19 protein-coding genes and 1 tRNA gene are annotated in these 15836 nt (G+C 67.5%); 9 read left to right on the forward strand and 11 right to left on the reverse strand.

The annotated features are described in order from the left end of the window. Positions 1-198: 198 nt before the first annotated feature. The 4 genes from ABT130_RS27050 to ABT130_RS27065 all read right to left on the reverse strand — a co-directional run bounded on the left by ABT130_RS27050 (position 199) and on the right by ABT130_RS27065 (position 2295). Positions 199-435 carry a hypothetical protein gene (locus tag ABT130_RS27050; RefSeq protein WP_030921016.1) on the reverse strand — a complete coding sequence of 79 codons (237 nt, stop codon included), beginning with the start codon at positions 433-435 and terminating at the stop codon, positions 199-201. 117 nt (positions 436-552) lie between these two features. Then, the gene (locus ABT130_RS27055) at positions 553-939 is read right to left on the reverse strand and encodes a hypothetical protein (RefSeq protein WP_326646349.1); all 387 of its coding nucleotides are present in this window, start codon (positions 937-939) and stop codon (positions 553-555) included. A 3-nt stretch (positions 940-942) separates the two neighbouring features. Continuing rightward, positions 943-1464 carry a hypothetical protein gene (locus ABT130_RS27060; RefSeq protein WP_350959815.1) on the reverse strand — a complete coding sequence of 174 codons (522 nt, stop codon included), beginning with the start codon at positions 1462-1464 and terminating at the stop codon, positions 943-945. A 144-nt stretch (positions 1465-1608) separates the two neighbouring features. Next, a complete protein-coding gene (locus ABT130_RS27065; protein ID WP_350959817.1) occupies positions 1609-2295 on the reverse strand; it encodes a hypothetical protein in 687 nt (228 codons plus the stop codon). 111 nt (positions 2296-2406) lie between these two features. Between ABT130_RS27065 and ABT130_RS27070 the strand changes: the two genes are divergently transcribed. From ABT130_RS27070 to ABT130_RS27080, 3 genes are read left to right on the forward strand one after another with little or no spacing between them, the layout of a single operon-like run. Beyond that, positions 2407-2544 (forward strand): hypothetical protein, encoded by a 138-nt coding sequence (locus ABT130_RS27070; protein ID WP_350959820.1) that lies wholly within the window; start codon positions 2407-2409, stop codon positions 2542-2544. Between the two features lie 15 nt (positions 2545-2559). Beyond that, positions 2560-2982 carry a cadmium resistance transporter gene (locus tag ABT130_RS27075; RefSeq protein ID WP_350959844.1) on the forward strand — a complete coding sequence of 141 codons (423 nt, stop codon included), beginning with the start codon at positions 2560-2562 and terminating at the stop codon, positions 2980-2982. A gap of 52 nt (positions 2983-3034) precedes the next feature. Then, on the forward strand, positions 3035-3838 hold the full coding sequence (locus tag ABT130_RS27080; protein ID WP_350914077.1) for a PrsW family glutamic-type intramembrane protease: 804 nt from the start codon (positions 3035-3037) through the stop codon (positions 3836-3838). Positions 3839-3857: 19 nt separating this feature from the next. Here the strand turns inward: ABT130_RS27080 and ABT130_RS27085 are convergent, their stop codons facing one another. Continuing rightward, positions 3858-4721: an NUDIX hydrolase gene (locus tag ABT130_RS27085; protein ID WP_350959823.1), complete on the reverse strand. Its 864-nt coding sequence runs from the start codon at positions 4719-4721 to the stop codon at positions 3858-3860. 221 nt (positions 4722-4942) lie between these two features. Here ABT130_RS27085 and ABT130_RS47820 point away from each other — a divergent pair, with 221 nt between their 5' ends. Further along, positions 4943-6064: a DUF4328 domain-containing protein gene (locus ABT130_RS47820; RefSeq protein WP_451935475.1), complete on the forward strand. Its 1122-nt coding sequence runs from the start codon at positions 4943-4945 to the stop codon at positions 6062-6064. A 101-nt stretch (positions 6065-6165) separates the two neighbouring features. On the opposite strand, the gene ABT130_RS27100 is transcribed toward ABT130_RS47820, so the two are convergent. The 3 genes from ABT130_RS27100 to ABT130_RS27110 form a co-directional block, all read right to left on the reverse strand. Beyond that, on the reverse strand, positions 6166-7182 hold the full coding sequence (locus ABT130_RS27100; protein ID WP_350959825.1) for a TerC/Alx family metal homeostasis membrane protein: 1017 nt from the start codon (positions 7180-7182) through the stop codon (positions 6166-6168). Between the two features lie 356 nt (positions 7183-7538). Next, entirely contained in the window at positions 7539-8327 is a 789-nt protein-coding gene (locus ABT130_RS27105) for a M15 family metallopeptidase (RefSeq protein WP_350959828.1), read from the reverse strand. 56 nt (positions 8328-8383) lie between these two features. After that, a complete protein-coding gene (locus ABT130_RS27110) occupies positions 8384-9286 on the reverse strand; it encodes a MerR family transcriptional regulator (protein ID WP_350959831.1) in 903 nt (300 codons plus the stop codon). A 53-nt stretch (positions 9287-9339) separates the two neighbouring features. Here ABT130_RS27110 and rplK point away from each other — a divergent pair, with 53 nt between their 5' ends. Together rplK and ABT130_RS27120 are read left to right on the forward strand one after the other, a co-directional pair. Further along, positions 9340-9765, forward strand: coding sequence for a 50S ribosomal protein L11 (rplK, locus tag ABT130_RS27115; RefSeq protein ID WP_350914089.1), 426 nt, complete (start codon positions 9340-9342; stop codon positions 9763-9765). A 384-nt stretch (positions 9766-10149) separates the two neighbouring features. Next, positions 10150-11322, forward strand: a complete 1173-nt coding sequence (locus ABT130_RS27120) for a DUF8462 domain-containing protein (protein ID WP_245651820.1) — start codon at positions 10150-10152, stop codon at positions 11320-11322. Positions 11323-11535: 213 nt separating this feature from the next. On the opposite strand, the gene ABT130_RS27125 is transcribed toward ABT130_RS27120, so the two are convergent. Both ABT130_RS27125 and ABT130_RS27130 read right to left on the reverse strand, forming a co-directional pair. Then, positions 11536-12375 (reverse strand): MauE/DoxX family redox-associated membrane protein, encoded by an 840-nt coding sequence (locus ABT130_RS27125; RefSeq protein WP_350914091.1) that lies wholly within the window; start codon positions 12373-12375, stop codon positions 11536-11538. A gap of 5 nt (positions 12376-12380) precedes the next feature. Next, complete coding sequence (locus tag ABT130_RS27130; protein ID WP_350914093.1) at positions 12381-13331, reverse strand: hypothetical protein; 951 nt, start codon at positions 13329-13331, stop codon at positions 12381-12383. 297 nt (positions 13332-13628) lie between these two features. Here ABT130_RS27130 and ABT130_RS27135 point away from each other — a divergent pair, with 297 nt between their 5' ends. Then, the gene (locus ABT130_RS27135; protein ID WP_451935712.1) at positions 13629-14144 is read left to right on the forward strand and encodes a SigE family RNA polymerase sigma factor; all 516 of its coding nucleotides are present in this window, start codon (positions 13629-13631) and stop codon (positions 14142-14144) included. Positions 14145-14318: 174 nt separating this feature from the next. Here the strand turns inward: ABT130_RS27135 and ABT130_RS27140 are convergent, their stop codons facing one another. Next, positions 14319-14810, reverse strand: coding sequence for a MarR family winged helix-turn-helix transcriptional regulator (locus ABT130_RS27140; RefSeq protein ID WP_350959833.1), 492 nt, complete (start codon positions 14808-14810; stop codon positions 14319-14321). A 102-nt stretch (positions 14811-14912) separates the two neighbouring features. Here ABT130_RS27140 and ABT130_RS27145 point away from each other — a divergent pair, with 102 nt between their 5' ends. Both ABT130_RS27145 and ABT130_RS27150 read left to right on the forward strand, forming a co-directional pair. After that, positions 14913-15476, forward strand: coding sequence for a YceI family protein (locus ABT130_RS27145; protein ID WP_350914098.1), 564 nt, complete (start codon positions 14913-14915; stop codon positions 15474-15476). A 271-nt stretch (positions 15477-15747) separates the two neighbouring features. Continuing rightward, a tRNA-Ser gene (locus tag ABT130_RS27150) sits at positions 15748-15836 on the forward strand.

Consider the following 15836-nt stretch of genomic DNA (forward strand, 5'->3'; position numbering starts at 1 on the left):
AGGGCGTCGAGGGCCTCGGGTCAGGTGGCCGACCCGAACAGGTCGGCGGGCCGGGACGGGTGAGGTCCCAGCCGAATCGCCGGCATCCCCGTTACGGATCCGTGGGTCCGGGGTGTGATCGACGGGCGGGCGCATGGGCGCCCGCGCCGAGCGCGAGCGGGTGCGCTCGGCGCGACGGATGCTCGGCGCGAGGGGTCCTCAGTACGAGGGGTCCGAAATGGACTCGGCCCGGTAGATGTCCATCGGCTCCTCGCCGTCCTCGTCCACGCCCACCTTCCTCAGCCGCAACGTTCGGCTGCCGATTTTCAGGGAGCGTTCACCGTTGATCTCCGTGGACGCGAACACCGTGACCGAGTGACCGTGCATATCGCGTACCTGGTCGTATTCCGGTCCGTCGGGAATGTCGAGCTTGATGCGCCTCGTCTGGAACGTCACCCTCCCAGTGTGAAAGCCCCGGCTCCGAAAATCGATCGCGCGCACAATGATATTTGGCATCGGTTTCAACCGGATGGTTATGGCGGCCTGCCCGGGACGGCGCTCCCGCTCCGGGGGCTACGGCAGCGGATCGATTTCGAGGTTCTGGTCGTACTGGACGAGCTCGGCCCCGCGGTCCGTGAGGATGGGCCATCGGGTGGCGCGGGCACACCAGATGACGTGTCCGGCCGTGATGTCGCGCGATCCGTCGAGGATCTCCGCGATGTCTCCGACCTTCCCGTGTGTGAAGTCATCGATCTTCACGCCGGGGGTCGTGACGAGTTCGAACAGCTCCACCTGGGTCGAGATCGGGGAGATGGACAGGACCGCCGCGAGGCTGGTCGCCGGGACGCATATCCCACCGCCACGGAAAAGGCACATGGCGGCGATGCTTCTGGAGTATTCGGTCTTCGCCACCGCGATGTCGACCAGTGCGCTCACGTCGAGCACTCGACCGGGAAGCACGGCTCAACGCCTCCTGAACGGGCGAATGCCGATCTGGCCCCACTCCGCCTCGGAGAGCTGGTCGACCCCGAGGGATTCGGCCGCCATGTTGAGGTCTTCTCGGTGCAGGTTCCAGCGGTGCATCAGGGTGATCACGTGGGGTTTGTTGCCGATCTCTCGCTGGACCGCCGTGTGGATCACGTCGACGACGCGGTTTCCGGTCAGCCGCGCCTTACGAGAGAGTGCCTCATAATCCGCTTTATCCAGCTCTATAGTGATAGAGGTTTCGGGAGCTGATGCGCTGATGGTCTTCTGTCCTTCTCTAAGCTGAAGATGTGCCAGCCAGAGCGGAACCGAATCCGATTCATGTCTGGCGCCATCGTGATCATTCGCTGATGGTTTTTCCGATCCTGTGCCGTCTTGCCTTGCCGGCATGGAGTGGGCCATAAGTTCGACAGTAGCTGTGAATTGCGGATTATGGCAGCACTTCTGGATGACTTCGATGGCGGGTACGAGCGGGATTCCCGGTCGGGTGCCGGTTGTCATCCGCGTCACCTGCCTTTCCGCCCCCCGAGGTCGCGTCTCAGCCCTGGTGGGGAGATCACCGGCCTCGGGCATCCCCAGGGCCACGCGTATCCCTACACAACCGAGCGTATCCACACATGCGCATATGTGCAGGTCCAAAATTCATTATTCAAGGAAACCTGATAGCCGGGGGGAAGCGGACGAACTTGGCGCGGGATCGGACGAGCCGGGAACGGGATCGGAGGGGGCGGAAGCCGGGTCGGAGGGGCCGGTGGCGGGATCGGACGGGCCTGAGGTGGGGGTGACGGTGCCGCAGAATCCCGCGGCCCGCCGTTGCTCGGCTATCTGGTCGACCGGCTTCTGGTACTCCGACCGCTCCTCGGGCGACGGCTCGTACCGCCACGAGTCGCTCTCGAAGACGAAGCCGAACTCCGTCGTGTCGCCGAGCCGGCTGGCCTGAACCATGGCGGTGTCGCCGGTGATCGCGACCTCGGCGACGGTGAACGGAGAGTTCGCCACGAGCGGCGGGCAGAGGCCGAACAGCCTCACGTACTCCTCCCGGGTGATCAACCCCTGCGCCCCGGTGGTCCACAGGTCCCAGAAATCACCGTAGGAGCCGCTGCTGTACGCGTCGAGCGCCGGCTGGGCGGCCTGGCGGACCGAGGCCTCCGAGTGCTCGGCATCGGGCGTCGGAGCCGCGACCGGTGGCGAGGAGGGCGGATTGAGCACCATGAACACGGTGATGACGGCCCCGATGACCACACCGAGGGCCATGACGACCAGCACGGTCAGCCCGCGCCCCGTCTCGCCCCGCGGCGGCTGGCCGTACTGCGGCGGAGGCGGATAGCCCACGTGCGGTCTCCGGAGGGCCGACAAGAGTGGATGAACGTGATCATAATGCCCGTAGCTCGCGGCTGGCCACGGTCGCCGCGCGCATTGCGAAGAAGGGGACATAACGCGCCCGTGATTCAAGCGATCGGTACGGCCGTCGCCGTCTTCGCCGGCACCAATGTGGACGACATCATCCTGTTGACCGTGCTGTTCCTGGCATCCCGGGCGGGTGGCGTTCCGCGCCCATGGCAGATCGTCGCCGGTCAGTAGGCGGGCATCGCCGCCCTGGTGGCCGTCTCGGCCGCGGTGGCCCTCGGGCTCGCGGTGCTGCCGGACCGCTGGGTGGGGCTGCTCGGCCTGGTGCCGTTCGGCATGGGGGTGTGGGGGCTGGTCAGAGCAGGAAGGGGTGGTGATGGTGAGGCGTCGCGGGTCGCCTCCGGCCTGCTCTCGATCGCGGGGGTGACCGTCGCCAACGGGGCCGACAACATCTCCGTCTACACCCCGCTGTTCCGCACGATCGGTCCGGCATCCAGCGCCGTCACGGTGGCTGTGTTCGCACTGCTTGTCGCGGTCTGGTGCGTGGTGGCCTCCTGGCTCGGGTCGCACAGGAAGATCATCAAGCTGGTGGAGCGGTCGGGCAGGTGGCTGGTGCCCGTGGTGTTCATGATTGTGGGTGTGGTCATTGTGGCGGAGTCGATATTTAGATAAATATGGACAATTCGCCCGAATTTGGGGCAGGTGTATCGGGGAATTAATCATTATGCGAGACCGTTTGCGCTTCTACCGGCATCGATGGTTCAAGGCGTGGATCGCCATGATTGTTCTGTCCTTCTCGCTCATCGCCATGATGCAGACGGCCGGCAATCAGGCGGTCATGCCCGCAGCCTTCTTCTACGGGGCCGCAGCCGGGCCCATCGCGCTCCTGCTCGCCATCCACGACCGTATCCACATCGCCACCAGCGTGCCGGCCATGACGCTGATGGGGATGTTCCTGTTCGGCGGGGGCGTCGCCCTGCTGCTCGGCGGTTATTTCGACTCGCTTTTCATCTCCCAGAAGAACAGCACCTCGATCCTGCGGGTCGGCTGGATCGAGGAACCCGCGAAGCTCGTCCCACCTCTCGCGGTCGCCCTAACCGGGCGCCACCTCACCAAGGCCGCGGGAGTCGCGCTCGGCCTGTCCTGTGCGACCGGATTCACGATCATGGAGTCGATGGCCTACGCCTGGAAGAGCGTCGCCAACCACGGCGGTGCCGTCGGCGCGGGCACGATTCTCCTGCTACGCGGCCTCAGCACCCCCTTCAGCCACCTCGTCTGGACCGGCCTGGTGTGCGCGGTGGCCTTCGGGGCCTGGCAGGTCAGAGGCCGTGCCGTCGTCACCATCCCCATCATCGCCGCCTTCATGACGGCGGCCCTGCTCCACTCGCTCAGCGACGGCCTGCTCATTCTGGACATACCCCAGCCCGCCCGCCTGTTCTTCCTCGTCGTCGCCGCGGCGAGCTACTGGCTGTTCCACCGGGCCACCCGCGACCTGAAACCACAGGCCGCCCCAGACCCCGAGCCTTGAGGATGTTCCACGTGAAACGTCACAACTGGGAGAGCAACCACCGGGGGCCGACGACCTCGGCGCCCAGTTCCGTGACCCGCTCGCGCAGTCCCCGGTCGGCGGTGACGACCAGGACGCGCTCCCACGGGCGGGCGTCCCTTACGGCCTGGACGACGGCGTCGTCCCCACTTCCGGGGGCGGCGATCACGGAGACGCCGGACACCGGAGGGGCGTCGCGGGCGGCTCCCTCGACGACCGCGGTCACCCGGGGGAACCAGCGCGCCAGGGTCGGGATCTGGCCGGGCGCGGTCCACAGTCCACCGGCGGCGTGCGTGCCGACCTCGGTGAGCAGCCTGGCCGCCGCACCGGCGCGGTCCCTCCACCAGCCGTGCTCGGCGCGGGCGCCCACGATGTTGGCGATGTCGAGGACGACGAGGGAGGGGGCGAGCGCGAGACCGATCACCGGCCAGGTCTCGGCGAAGCCGGGGTGAAGTTTCTTGGCGGTGACCTCCTCGGCGGGAAGCCAGCGCAGGTCGGCGCTCTCACTGTTGCCCGGAACCGCCCTCAGCAGCTCCGCGGCCTCGGTGATCACCGTCTCGAAGGACCAGCCGCCGTGGTCGTCGAGGTAGACACCCTGGATCCGCAGGCCGGTGCCGTCCAGCGTGGCCTCCTCGAACGCCTCGCGCAGGGCGGTCGTGACGGTGTCCTCGTGACTGTCGCGGGCACCGCCCGGCAGTCCCCAGGTGCCACCGTGGTGGCTCCAGACGGAGCGCTTCTGCATCAGGATGTACGGCTTCCCGGTGGCGTCGTGGTGGACGGCGAGCAGCCCGGCCGCCCCGTACACGCCCCAGTGCCGGTGCCCGCGCTCACACTGGGCCCAACCGTCCCCATCCCTGGCCGCCATGGACCAATGATGCATCAGCCCGGTCCGGCGGCACCGGACCGGGTCGACCTTCCCGCCCATGCTCCCGGCGACCTGTCGCGGACCAACGCTCGCGGGTGAGAGACCGCGGCGCACCTCGGGGAAGCGGAGAAGCCTTCCGCTGACGGCCAGAAATACCTCTATATCGGCTATATCAGATCAGCCATACTTGCGCGTATCTTTCCCCTCGTTAAAGGACCCGCATGAAGTCGAGCGCGTTCTCCGTGCACATTCGCCCGTTGCGCCCGATTCGTACGTTCGCGACCGTTGCCATCACCCTGATCGCGCTGGTCTCCATCGTGTCCGTGGGCCTGTCGGGGCTGCGGATCCTCTACGAGGGGGACCGGCTCTGGCGACTGGTCTACGAGTGGGAGGCCCTGTACACGCTCCTCCTCTCCCCGGTCGTCCTTCTTTTTCCGATGCTCTGCCTGCTGGCGGGAATCGCCTTCGTATGCTGGCTGTTCCGTGCTCGCGCCAACTCGTACGCGATCTCTCCAGGGGTCTTTCACGTGTACGCCGCGCCGTACCTGGTGCTCGGCTGGATCCTCCCCATCGTCAACCTGTTCGCTCCCAAGGGGATCGTCGACGACATTCTGGCCACTTCCCGGCCAGGTGGCCTGCGACCGGGGAGCGACCTCTTCAGGGTCCGCCGCTCGGGTCTGGTCTGGGCATGGTGGCTGACGTGGGTGCTGTGGCCGTACGCGACGCTGGCGTCCGTGGGGCTGGCGGGGACGGACATGGAGGGCGTGGAAAGCGGCCTGGAAAGCGGTCTGGCAGACCTCGCCCTGATCGTCGGCATCGCGCTGCCGATCGCCGCGGGCCTCCTGGCCATCCGGGTCGTCCTGACGATCACCGATCTTCAGGAGACCGCCCGCACAGGAGGGCCGGTATGGCTCCAGGAAAGGGCAGGACCGCTCGGGAAGCCGCACCTCGGGCTCACCACGCTCGTCGTGCGTGACTATGACGAGGCCATCGCCTTCTACGTCGATGTCCTCGGCTTCGAGCTCCTGGAGGACACGCCCCGGGGTGAGGGCGGACGCTGGGTGACCGTCCGCCCGCGAGGCGCGCGGGAGACGGCGCTCCTGCTCGCGCGCGCCGACGGCCCCGAGCAGGAGGCCCGCGTCGGCGACCAGACCGGCGGCAGGGTCGGCCTGTTCCTCCACACGGACGACTTCGCCCGCGACCACGAGCGGATGCTGTCGGCGGGCGTCACCTTCGAGGAGGCCCCACGGCACGAGCCCTACGGCACGGTCGCCGCCTTTCGGGACCTGTACGGCAACCGCTGGGATCTGCTCCAGCCCCGCGTCTCGCCCGCGTACGGCTGAGCCTGGCCGGCCGATGACCGGTCAGGCCCGGACGTCCGCCGCGCGGCCCCGTGGTCGTCTCCTCGCCCGGGTGTCGTCGCGCCCGAGCCTGTTTCGCCCGGCTACCCGCGTTCGGCGGGTGCGGAGGCGACCCTCGCGTCGAGGCGGTTGGCGTACAGGCTTGTGGCCGTGACGGTGGCCAGGACCGCGACGATGACCCCCAGCGAGACCGGAGTGGGGATTTCCGGGACCCATGTCCAGACGCCGTGCGCCCAGTGCAGGACGAGCTTGATCCCGATGAAGGCCAGGATGATGCCGAGTCCGTGGTTCAGATGCCGCAGTTTCGCCAGGACGCCCAGGAGGACGAAGTAGAGCGCGCGAAGGCCCAGGAGGGCGAAGGCGTTGGTGGCGAAGACGAGGTAGGGGTCCTCGGTCACGCCGTACACCGCGGGCACCGAGTCGACGGCGAAGACGATGTCGGTGGCGAAGACGGCCACGATGGCCAGCGCCAGCGGGGTCAGGGCGCGGCGGCCGCCCTCACGAACGACCAGGTGGGAACCGCGATAGTCGTCGGTGACCGGCATGAAGCGCCGTAGCAGCCGGACCGTGCGCATGGAGGAGATGTCGACCTGCTGCTCCTTCCCGCTCAGCGCGTCCTTCATGATCTTCACGGCGGTGACGATCAGTATCCCGCCGAACAGCAGGAACGCCCAGGTACCGCTCTGCAGGACGGCCGCCCCCAGGGCGATGAAGATCGCCCGCAGTACCAGCGCCCCGATGATGCCGTACAGCAGGACCCGCTGGGCCAAGGCGACCGGGACCGCGAAGGCGGACAGCAGCAGCATGAACACGAACAGGTTGTCCACCGACAGGGACTTCTCCACCACGTAGCCGGTGAAGAACTCCACCGCCACACCGGACCCGAAGACCCCCCACAGGTAGACGCCGAAGGCCAGGGGCAGTGCCAGGTAGAAGACCGACCAGCCCACCGCCTCGCGCATCCGTACCTCGTGCGGTCGCCGCGTCAGCATGAAGTCCACGGCGAGCAGCAGCAGCAGGGCGGCCACGGTGACGATCCACAGTTGTGGCGAACCGATCGTTTCAAGACTGACTGCTGACAGGAATGCCTCGGTGGGCATGAAGCCTCCTCGAACGTGCTTGGCCGTTCGAGGTCTCCTTCACCCGCACGCAGCAGGTGGCCGCCCGGGGACATTATGAAACGTCCGTACTGACCGGGTCGGCTCTTGGGAAGTACTCCCCTCGTCGTCCCAGAGTAGGGCAGTTGTTGGACAGGCTTCTACCCCGGGTTGCCGTCGGGGCCTGATCCGCACGGATGGTGGAATCAACGGGGAGGGGAGCACCCGCCGTCCGACACCCCGATCGGCAACACGGCCCCCGAGCGTGGGGAGACCCGGCGGAGCGGCCCCACCTGCACCGGCCGGGCGATCACGGCGGCGGGAACGGGGGGACGAGACGTCGAACCAGGGCCCGGGCCTCAGCCGCCGCCCTTGCTGAAGTGCTGGTAGTCCTTGATGCCTGACCAGTAGCCGCCCCACTCCCAGCCCTTCGCCTGGAAGGCCTTGACCACCCGGTCGCCCGGGTTGATCACGCCGGGGGCCTGCACCGGGCGCTTGGCGAACCTGCGGGCGTTGCTGTGCGCCACCGAGCCGTTCGACGAAACGTACGGGTTCTCGCGCGGGTTGATGTCGATGGCCAGACCGTAGGCGTGCTTGGACCAGCTACTCGATCCCGTCGCCGGGCGGCAGTTGAAGGCCGAGGTGTTGTTGGCCTCGATCGAGTCGAAGTCGTCGCCCTTGTAGACGTCGACGAGCTCCATCTTGTTGATCGGCCAGCGCCAGTCGTACAGGCGCCGGAAGATCGAGACGATGTCGTCGGCCACGCTCTTGTTCACCACCAGCTCGCCGGTGTGCGGCTTGTCGTCGAAGCCCCAGTAGGTCATCGTGATCAGCCGCAGGTCGCTGAGCTGGACCGGGCAGCCCGGCCGCCAGGAGTGTTCGAGCAGACGGCGGGTGACAGGGGAGATCTTCGCGGAGAACTTCGGCGGGCCTGTCGGGGTCGGTGTCGCGGTGCCGGGCTCCGGTGTCGTCGTCGGTGTCGTCGTCGCGGCGGTCGGCTCGGGAGCCGACGACGTCGGTCGCGAGGCCGACGTGGACTGGGCCGATGTGGGCTGGGAGATGGCCGTGCCGCAGGAGGCGACCGCCAGGCAGCCGACGGTCATCGCGAGCGCCGCCCGGGTGCGGATCGTGAATTTGGAACTTGCCACGTGCTGCCTCCCATCGAAACGGACAAAAGCGACAATAGTTCATTGTAATTGATCAATTACCCGAGGTGACGGGCGAGTGCGACGGCGATCCAGTCATGGGCGATCACGGACTCCGGCGGCCAGGGGGTGCCGTTGACCACGGACACCAGCTCCCAGTATCGCTCGGCGCGCGGGTCGTGCTCGGTGTAGTCCCGGACGACCGACTCCGGGGTGCGCCCCTGCGCGTCGGCCATGAGCGCGAGGATCCCGGCCACGACGGGTGCGGCGGCCTCCGACTCGGGGGCCACGCCGTCGCGCACCGCGGCCAGCGCTCTCTCCACGATCAGGGTGTTGGCCTCGTGCCAGGTGGTCGGATCGAGCTCGCCGGCCTTCTCCCAGAACTCGCCGCCCATCTCGCGGAGGGAGGCGCGGAAGTCGTCGTCGGAGAGCAGTTCGGTCAGCTCCAGCCAGGCGTCGAGCTGTTCGATACCCGGGTCGTCGGGCAGGTCGGGCACCATGGCCGGGCGCAGGCCGGCGAGCCACTTCTGCCTGGCGGGGTTCTCACCGGAGACCTCGTCGACGAACTCGTTCACCAGTGCGGCCGTTTCCGCCGCACCGAGCCGCCCGAGGGCGTTGAGCCGGCGCAGATCGTCGTCGGACACCTCGTCCCGCTCCAGCGTGGCCCTGAGTACCGCACGGGTCCGCTGCAGTGACCTGATCTGCGCCTCGACCGTACGGAGATGCAGGGAGAGCACCTCGCCCAGGTCGCGGTCGCCGAGTGACCTGATGGTCGCCAGGTCGACGCCGATCTCGCGTAGCGCCCTGACGAGCTCCAGCCGGCCACGGTCCTCGTCGTTGTAGAGGCGGTAGCCGCTCCGGGTGCGGCCGCGTTCGGGAAGCACCCCGATGTCGGAGTAGAAGCGGATCGTTTTCACCGGCAGACCGGAGAGTCTGGCGAGCTGTCCGATCGTGTAGCTCATGTGGTCGTTATTCCGTTGAGTCTCCAGTTACAGGAGACTTTAGCTTGCCGGACATGTCGAAGAAGAAGGTCAACAGGATCGCCAAGCTCCAACTTCCGGCCGGTGAGGCCGGCCCCGCCGCGGTGGGCAAGGACCTCGGCCCGCTGGGGCTGAACCTCATGGAGTTCTGCCGCCGGTACAACGCCGCCACGCAGGATCGGCGGGGATTCGTGATCCCCGTCGTCGTCACCGTGTTCGAGGACCGCTCGTTCGAACTGGCGATCAAGATGCCCACCACGGCCTCGCTGATTCGCCGGACGATCGGCCTGGACGGCGGCAGCCCCCGCCCGGGGCATCAGGCGGCGGGCACGATCACCCGCGCGCAGCTGCGGGAGGTCGCCAGGAGCAAGATGCCCGATCTCAACACCGCGGACCTGGACCAGGCCGAGAAGATCGTCGCCGGCACCGCGCGCTCGATGGGCCTGACCGTTCGCGACTGAACGCTCATGGGCGGTGAGCGCCTCCTGGCGGGAGTCGGGCCCGTCGGCCGTTCGCTGAGACCGGATACCCGTGACGGGGGCGCTCGCGTGGCTTACACCCGGATTTGTGGCGGCTTGGTACGGGAACCCGGGTTCCTTGGGAAGGCTTTTCATCGAAACGTATCGCGCCTGTGTTCGAACCCGCGCTACAGTCATGGGCACTGGATCGAACACGGGTTCGGGCTGATGTCCGCCCAGGTGAAGGGGTGTGCCATGGCGATGCTCGCGACACACGCTCCGTTTCCTCGGGTGCCGGTGGAGCGCGGTGCGACACGCCGTAGCTCTTTCTACGGAAATCTAAGCCGACCGCTATATCCCGTCATAAAGTCCGAGAGCGTGGACCCCGTGCGCAATCCCTACGCTCCAGGTGCCGGACAGCGCCCCCCAGAGCTCGCCGGTCGCGACCGTGAGCTACAGCAGTTCGAGATCGTCCTTGAGCGGGTGGCCCGAGGGCGCCCCGAGCGCAGCATGGTGGTCACCGGGCTGCGCGGTGTCGGTAAGACCGTCCTGCTCAACACCTTCAAGTCGATGGCCATGCAGCGGCTGTGGGGCACCGGGAAGATCGAGGCCAGACCCGACCAGTCGATCCGGCGTCCGGTGGCCGCCGCCCTGCACATGGCGGTCCGCGAGCTGGCCCCCAGGCACCGGGCGCCCGAGCGCATCGAGGAGTTCCTCGGCGTGCTCAAGGCGTTCGCGATGCGCGACCCGTCCGCGGCCAAGGGCACCTCGCACTGGTCGCCCGCGATCGACGTGCCCGCGGGGCGGGGGCGCGCCGACTCCGGGGATCTGGAGATCGACCTCACCGAGCTGTTCGTCGACGCCGCCGGGGTCGCCACCGATCTGGGCGTCGGCATCGCGCTGTTCATCGACGAGATGCAGGATGTGCAGGCTCCCGACGTCTCGGCGCTCTGTGCGGCCTGTCACGAGCTCTCCCAGAGCGGCGGCCCGCTGATCGTGGTGGGCGCGGGGCTGCCACATCTACCCAGCGTGCTGTCGGCCAGCAAGAGCTACTCCGAGCGGCTCTTCCGCTATGCCAGGATCGACCGTCTTGACCGCGACGCGGCCGACCTGGCGCTCATCGCCCCGGCGGAGAGTGAGGGCGTGGAGTTCACCCAGGACGCCCTCGACGCCCTCTACGTGGCGGCAGACGGCTACCCCTACTTCGTCCAGGCGTACGGCAAGGTCGCCTGGGACCTGGCGCTGCGCAGCCCGATCACCGCCGACGACATCAGGGTCTCCGCGCCGGAGGCCGAGGAGGAGCTCGCGGTCGGCTTCTTCGGCAGCCGCTACGAGCGGGCCACTCCCGCCGAGCGCGACTACATGCACGCCATGGCCGCCATCGGTGACGAGCCCGTCGCCACCGCCGAGGTGGCCGAAGGGCTCGGCCGTAAACCGTCGAGCCTCTCTCCGGCCCGCGACAGCCTCATCAAGAAAGGCCTGATCTACAGCGCGGAGCGAGGGCTGATCGCGTTCACCGTGCCGCACTTCGGAAAGTTCCTGCGATCCCAACCGGTCTGAGCGAACATTTGTTCGATATAGTGTGAGGGAGCTCCTAGCTCTCTATATGGCTCTCTAGTGGGGAAGCTAGATAGCCATATAGAGCTCAATCGTGCTGCCCTGCGGATCTTGCTGTGCCGAGGTCCGGTCAGGTGGTGTCTCACGGGGGCCGCCTGACCACGATGGGCAACGGACCCCGGGGACAGGGCTAGAGGAATCTAGTGCCCTCTAGCATCAGGCCGATACCGGCAGAGATTCCGGAAGAGGCGTGGTCTCCACCGGACGCCCGTCGGAGCCGACCATGGCGACCCGCACCGCCGGATGGCGTCCACTCAGGTAGACCGCGAAGACCACGTCGACGGGCTCGCCCGTGTGGCTCTGTCCCGGATAGACGAAGAACCGCCAGCACAGTTCCCGCCAGCTGTCGACCGGCTCCGTGCTGGTCAGCCGGCCGGTGTGCGAGCGCCAGACCGTGCTCGACCGCAGTCGGCCGAGCGCGGTGGCCGGGTCGAAGCGGCGCTGCTCACAGGGGGCCCGGTAGCGGAGCCTGGCGACCGCCTCCTCGATCTCCGGCGAGAGTGCGGCGAGCACCAGCAGACCGGCGATCATGTAGGGCAGGTGCGTCCACGTCATGCCGGCGATCGCCTCCCAGCCGGAGACCTCCGGAGTCAGGAGCAGCCCCGCGGACATTGCCGTCAGCACCATGGTGCGGCCCAGCGATCGCCGTCCCACCGGTACCGCGCTGACCTCGCCGAAGCATCCACACCCCGCGTCCGGACGTCGGCGCCGCAGTTCCCACAGGACATAGGTGGACACCGCGAAGAACGCGACGACCGCCCACCGGAAGAACGGTTGGCCACTCACCAGCAGGCCGCACGCCAGGAACAGCTCGCCGAGCGCGCAGATCAGCATCATGTGCTTACGCCAGCGTTCGGGCACCAGCACGGCAGGCCCCAGCCTGCTCAGCATGCCGGGCTCGGCCTCGCGCGCGACGGTCCAGACCTTCGCGACCGTACCTGCGACCAGCAGCAGGAGCAGGACCGGCAGTTGTTCGGCGGCGATCGTCGTCAGCATCCGTGTCACCCCATTCCAAGTCTGGCGTTGAAGCATCCGGCGGTCAGGTCTCCACCGAGCTCCACGAAGGAACTCGGTGACAGCTCCAGAATCCGGCCGCGAGGCGAGGTGCCGCACTCCAGGCACCGGTCGCAGAACCGGCCGGCCAGACAGCCGCACGCCACGATCGGCAGGACCGAGGTCCGCCCGGCGCACACGTTGCGTACGTTGAGCATCGAACCCAGCGACAGGTACGGCAGCCCGGTGCAGGACACCCCGGCGTCGTCGCACGCCGTATCGGACCGCTCCAACATGGGGTAGGCCACCCCCTGCTCCCCGCAGTCGAAGGTGTCCGACCAGGTGGCCGTGCCCGAGATCCGCGACTGCATGCCGCTGTAGCCGGGCGGAGGCGTCGGCACGGCCCTCCACCGGTAGGGCGGCTGCGAGGTCGCGGGCAGTCGAGCCTGTGCCACGCCGTCCTCGCGGACCCCGATGGCGTCGAACAGGTAGCCGGGTTCGAACTGCGGATGCCTGACCCGCAGGCGCCCCGAGGCGCGGTAGGGGATGACGATCGTGCGCCGCCCACGGTGCGGTCCGCAGTACAGCTCCACGGAGTGGTCCTTGCCCTCCGAGTCGATCGACTGGATCACACCGGTGATCCTGGTGATGTCCGCCCAGATCCGGTCCACGACCCGGCCGGCCCGCAGCGCTCTGATGATCACATTGGAGCCCACGGGAAGGTCGGCCGGAGTGACGGCCTCGCCCCGCCAGGCGGTCGCCCACGGCGCGATGACGAGCCGCTCCTCGTGGCCGTCCGGGGTGTCGATGACGATCAGGTGCGGGCTGACGTCGAGGATCGCACCGCTGACCGAGTGGAAGGACTCGCCTTCGACGGGGAGTGGGCCAGGCTCCTGCGCCGCCCGGCCAAGCGCGGCTGCCGCCAGCGCGCGGCGGCGATCGGCGCTGAGATAGGGCATCGTCGCTCCCCAGGTTCTGCGAGGTGTCGCAGTCAGCGTCACACGCTTCGCGGAATCCCGCTGTCCGCTCCACCAATAATCACGGCAGGTCTCCAACCAGGTACTACAGTTCCCCTCCTCGGTAGAACGCATTGGTGTCCACTCGATGACAAACCGCTATCTAGTATCTCTTGCGTGCTCCGTCGCCCATCGAAGCCGATCTTTACCGTTGATGGGATGAAACATAGATTTCGGTTCAGCCGCAGTATGGGTTCGGGCTGCGATTCTGACCACCATACGCACCTGGAGCACAGGCTGGTGATCACGGTGGCCGGCGGGACCGACGAGGAGTTCCGCGAGTATGTCGTTGCTCGCGGCCAGGCGTTACTGCGTGCCGCCTACCAGCTCACCGGGAATCCGAGCGACGCCGAGGACCTGCTGCAGGTGGCACTGGTCAAGACCTACCTCGCCTGGGATCGCATCCAGGACCACGCCGCCCTGGACCGCTACGTGCGCCGGACGATGGTCAACATCAACATCTCCTGGTGGCGGCGGCGCAAGCTGGAGGAGTATCCGTCCGAGGAACTTCCCGAGCCGATGCTCGCGGGTGGCCCCCACCTGCCCGAGCGGGTCGAGCAGGCCCTCGACCGGCTGCCCACCCGGATGCGGACCGCCGTCGTCCTGCGCTACTACGAGGACATGACCGAGTCGGAGATCGCCAAGACCTTGGGCATCAGCGTCGGGACCGTCAAGAGCACGGTCTCCCGGGGGATGGCCAAGCTCCGCGGCGATCTCACGCTCTCCGAACCGCGGAAGTTGGAGCATCGGGTCTAGCCTCTTTTTGCCCACCGCGGTCAGGCGGGTCTCGCCACGTTCTCCTTGCGAGTCCTCGCTGCAGCAGGTTCTGCGGAACGGCTCCTGAACCGGTATTCCCGCACGTCGACCGGAGCCTTTCCCGGGACATCCGATTCGGGCAACCTGCCCGGTGAGGGGCAGAATCCCGCGGTTCTAGTCATGGCAAGACGGGACGGACTCGGCTTCCGCTCCCGCGGTGGCACACGGCCGTACGGCGTCGCGAATGATTCTGAGGGTGTCGAGGAAGGCGCTGAGCTGCTCGGGAGAGAGCAGGCCGGTGAACCAGGTGTCGATGTCGATCAGGTGCCGGGGGAGGATGCCGCTGAGCCGGTCGGCGCCGGCCTCGGTGATGACCGCGTAGGAGGCCCGCCTGTCGGTGGCGCACGCCTGCCTCATGGCCAGTCCCTCGCGCTCCAGCCGGTCGACGACCCGGGTCATCCCGCTGGTGGACAGGCTCGTCTGCGCCGCCAGGTCGCTCATCCGCAGCCGTCGCCCCGGTGAGCGCGCCAACCTGATCAACGTCTCAAAGTCGATCTCTGAGAGCCCCGCGGCCGCAAAGGACTCATGCGCCTTGGCCGAGATGCCGGTGTAGACCTCTGCCAGGAGGCCCATCGCCGTCAGCCGGGAGTCATCAAAGGGGATCACGTTCACACTCTATCCGAAGGTAGTTGACGAGAGGAATATTCCTCGTGTAGAAATCTGTTGCTGCAATCATCTACTCAGCAACCTTCTCATCGGGAGCACAGCATGACCACTCGGACCTGGGAGAACCTTCAGATCCCGGCCGCCGGAACCTTCGCTCTGGACGTCGCCCACACCCGGATCGGCTTCGTCGTCAAGCACATGATGGTGAGCAAGGTCCGCGGTCACTTCGGCGACTTCTCCGGCACCGTCACCATCGCCGAGAACCCCCTGGACTCCTCCGCGGAGCTCTCGATCAAGACCGAAAGCATCAACACCGGCGTCGCGGACCGCGACGGCCACCTGCGCAGCGACGACTTCCTCTCCGTCGAGAAGTTCCCCACGCTGACCTTCCGCAGCACCCGTGTCGTCGGCCACTCCGGTGACGAGTTCACCCTCGTCGGCGACCTCACCATCCGCGATGTCACCAAGCCGGTCGAGCTCACCGTCGAGTACGGCGGCGCCGGTACCAACCCGTGGGGCCAGGACGTCTGGGGCTTCTCGATCACGACCGAGATCGACCGCGAGGAGTTCGGCCTGACCTGGAACCAGGCGCTGGAGACCGGCGGCGTCCTGGTCGGCAAGAAGATCAAGATTGAGATCGAGGGCGAGGCCAACCCGGCCGCCTGATCTCCGTCACCACTCGGGACCCCTCCCGTCCCTTCGGGCGGCGAGGGGCCTCAGTGCGTCCGCCTGTTGAGATATAGCGTCTCATAAAGCGGGAATCCACAGGATTCCCGCCGAGCCCAGCTGGGGACTCCCTGGTTTGTCCACAGGGGCGGCGAAAGTTATCCACCGCCTGTGGACAACTCTCGCCCAACCCTTGCCCGCGACGTGATCACCAACCGCTTTGCCGCCTCGCCGGATGGCCGGTACTCTGTCCTGAGCCGAACGGTTACCAGGAGGCTTCGCCTAGTCAGGTCTATGGCGCCGCACTGCTAATGCGGTTTGGGTTTACCGCCCATCCGGGGTTCAAATCCCCGAGCCTCC

Source organism: Streptosporangium sp. NPDC001681 (assembly GCF_040298085.1).
Classification (GTDB): domain Bacteria; phylum Actinomycetota; class Actinomycetes; order Streptosporangiales; family Streptosporangiaceae; genus Streptosporangium.

Bases quoted from the DNA above. Each gene is read 5' to 3' on its own strand.
- ABT130_RS27060 (WP_350959815.1), bottom strand. From the start codon at position 1,464: ATGACAACCGGCACCCGACCGGGAATCCCGCTCGTACCCGCCATCGAA.
- ABT130_RS27080 (WP_350914077.1), top strand. From the start codon at position 3,035: ATGCGAGACCGTTTGCGCTTCTACCGGCATCGATGGTTCAAGGCGTGG.
- ABT130_RS27085 (WP_350959823.1), bottom strand. From the start codon at position 4,721: ATGGCGGCCAGGGATGGGGACGGTTGGGCCCAGTGTGAGCGCGGGCAC.
- ABT130_RS47820 (WP_451935475.1), top strand. From the start codon at position 4,943: ATGAAGTCGAGCGCGTTCTCCGTGCACATTCGCCCGTTGCGCCCGATT.
- ABT130_RS27100 (WP_350959825.1), bottom strand. From the start codon at position 7,182: ATGCCCACCGAGGCATTCCTGTCAGCAGTCAGTCTTGAAACGATCGGT.
- ABT130_RS27110 (WP_350959831.1), bottom strand. From the start codon at position 9,286: ATGAGCTACACGATCGGACAGCTCGCCAGACTCTCCGGTCTGCCGGTG.
- rplK (WP_350914089.1), top strand. From the start codon at position 9,340: ATGTCGAAGAAGAAGGTCAACAGGATCGCCAAGCTCCAACTTCCGGCC.
- ABT130_RS27125 (WP_350914091.1), bottom strand. From the start codon at position 12,375: ATGCTGACGACGATCGCCGCCGAACAACTGCCGGTCCTGCTCCTGCTG.
- ABT130_RS27130 (WP_350914093.1), bottom strand. From the start codon at position 13,331: ATGCCCTATCTCAGCGCCGATCGCCGCCGCGCGCTGGCGGCAGCCGCG.
- ABT130_RS27145 (WP_350914098.1), top strand. From the start codon at position 14,913: ATGACCACTCGGACCTGGGAGAACCTTCAGATCCCGGCCGCCGGAACC.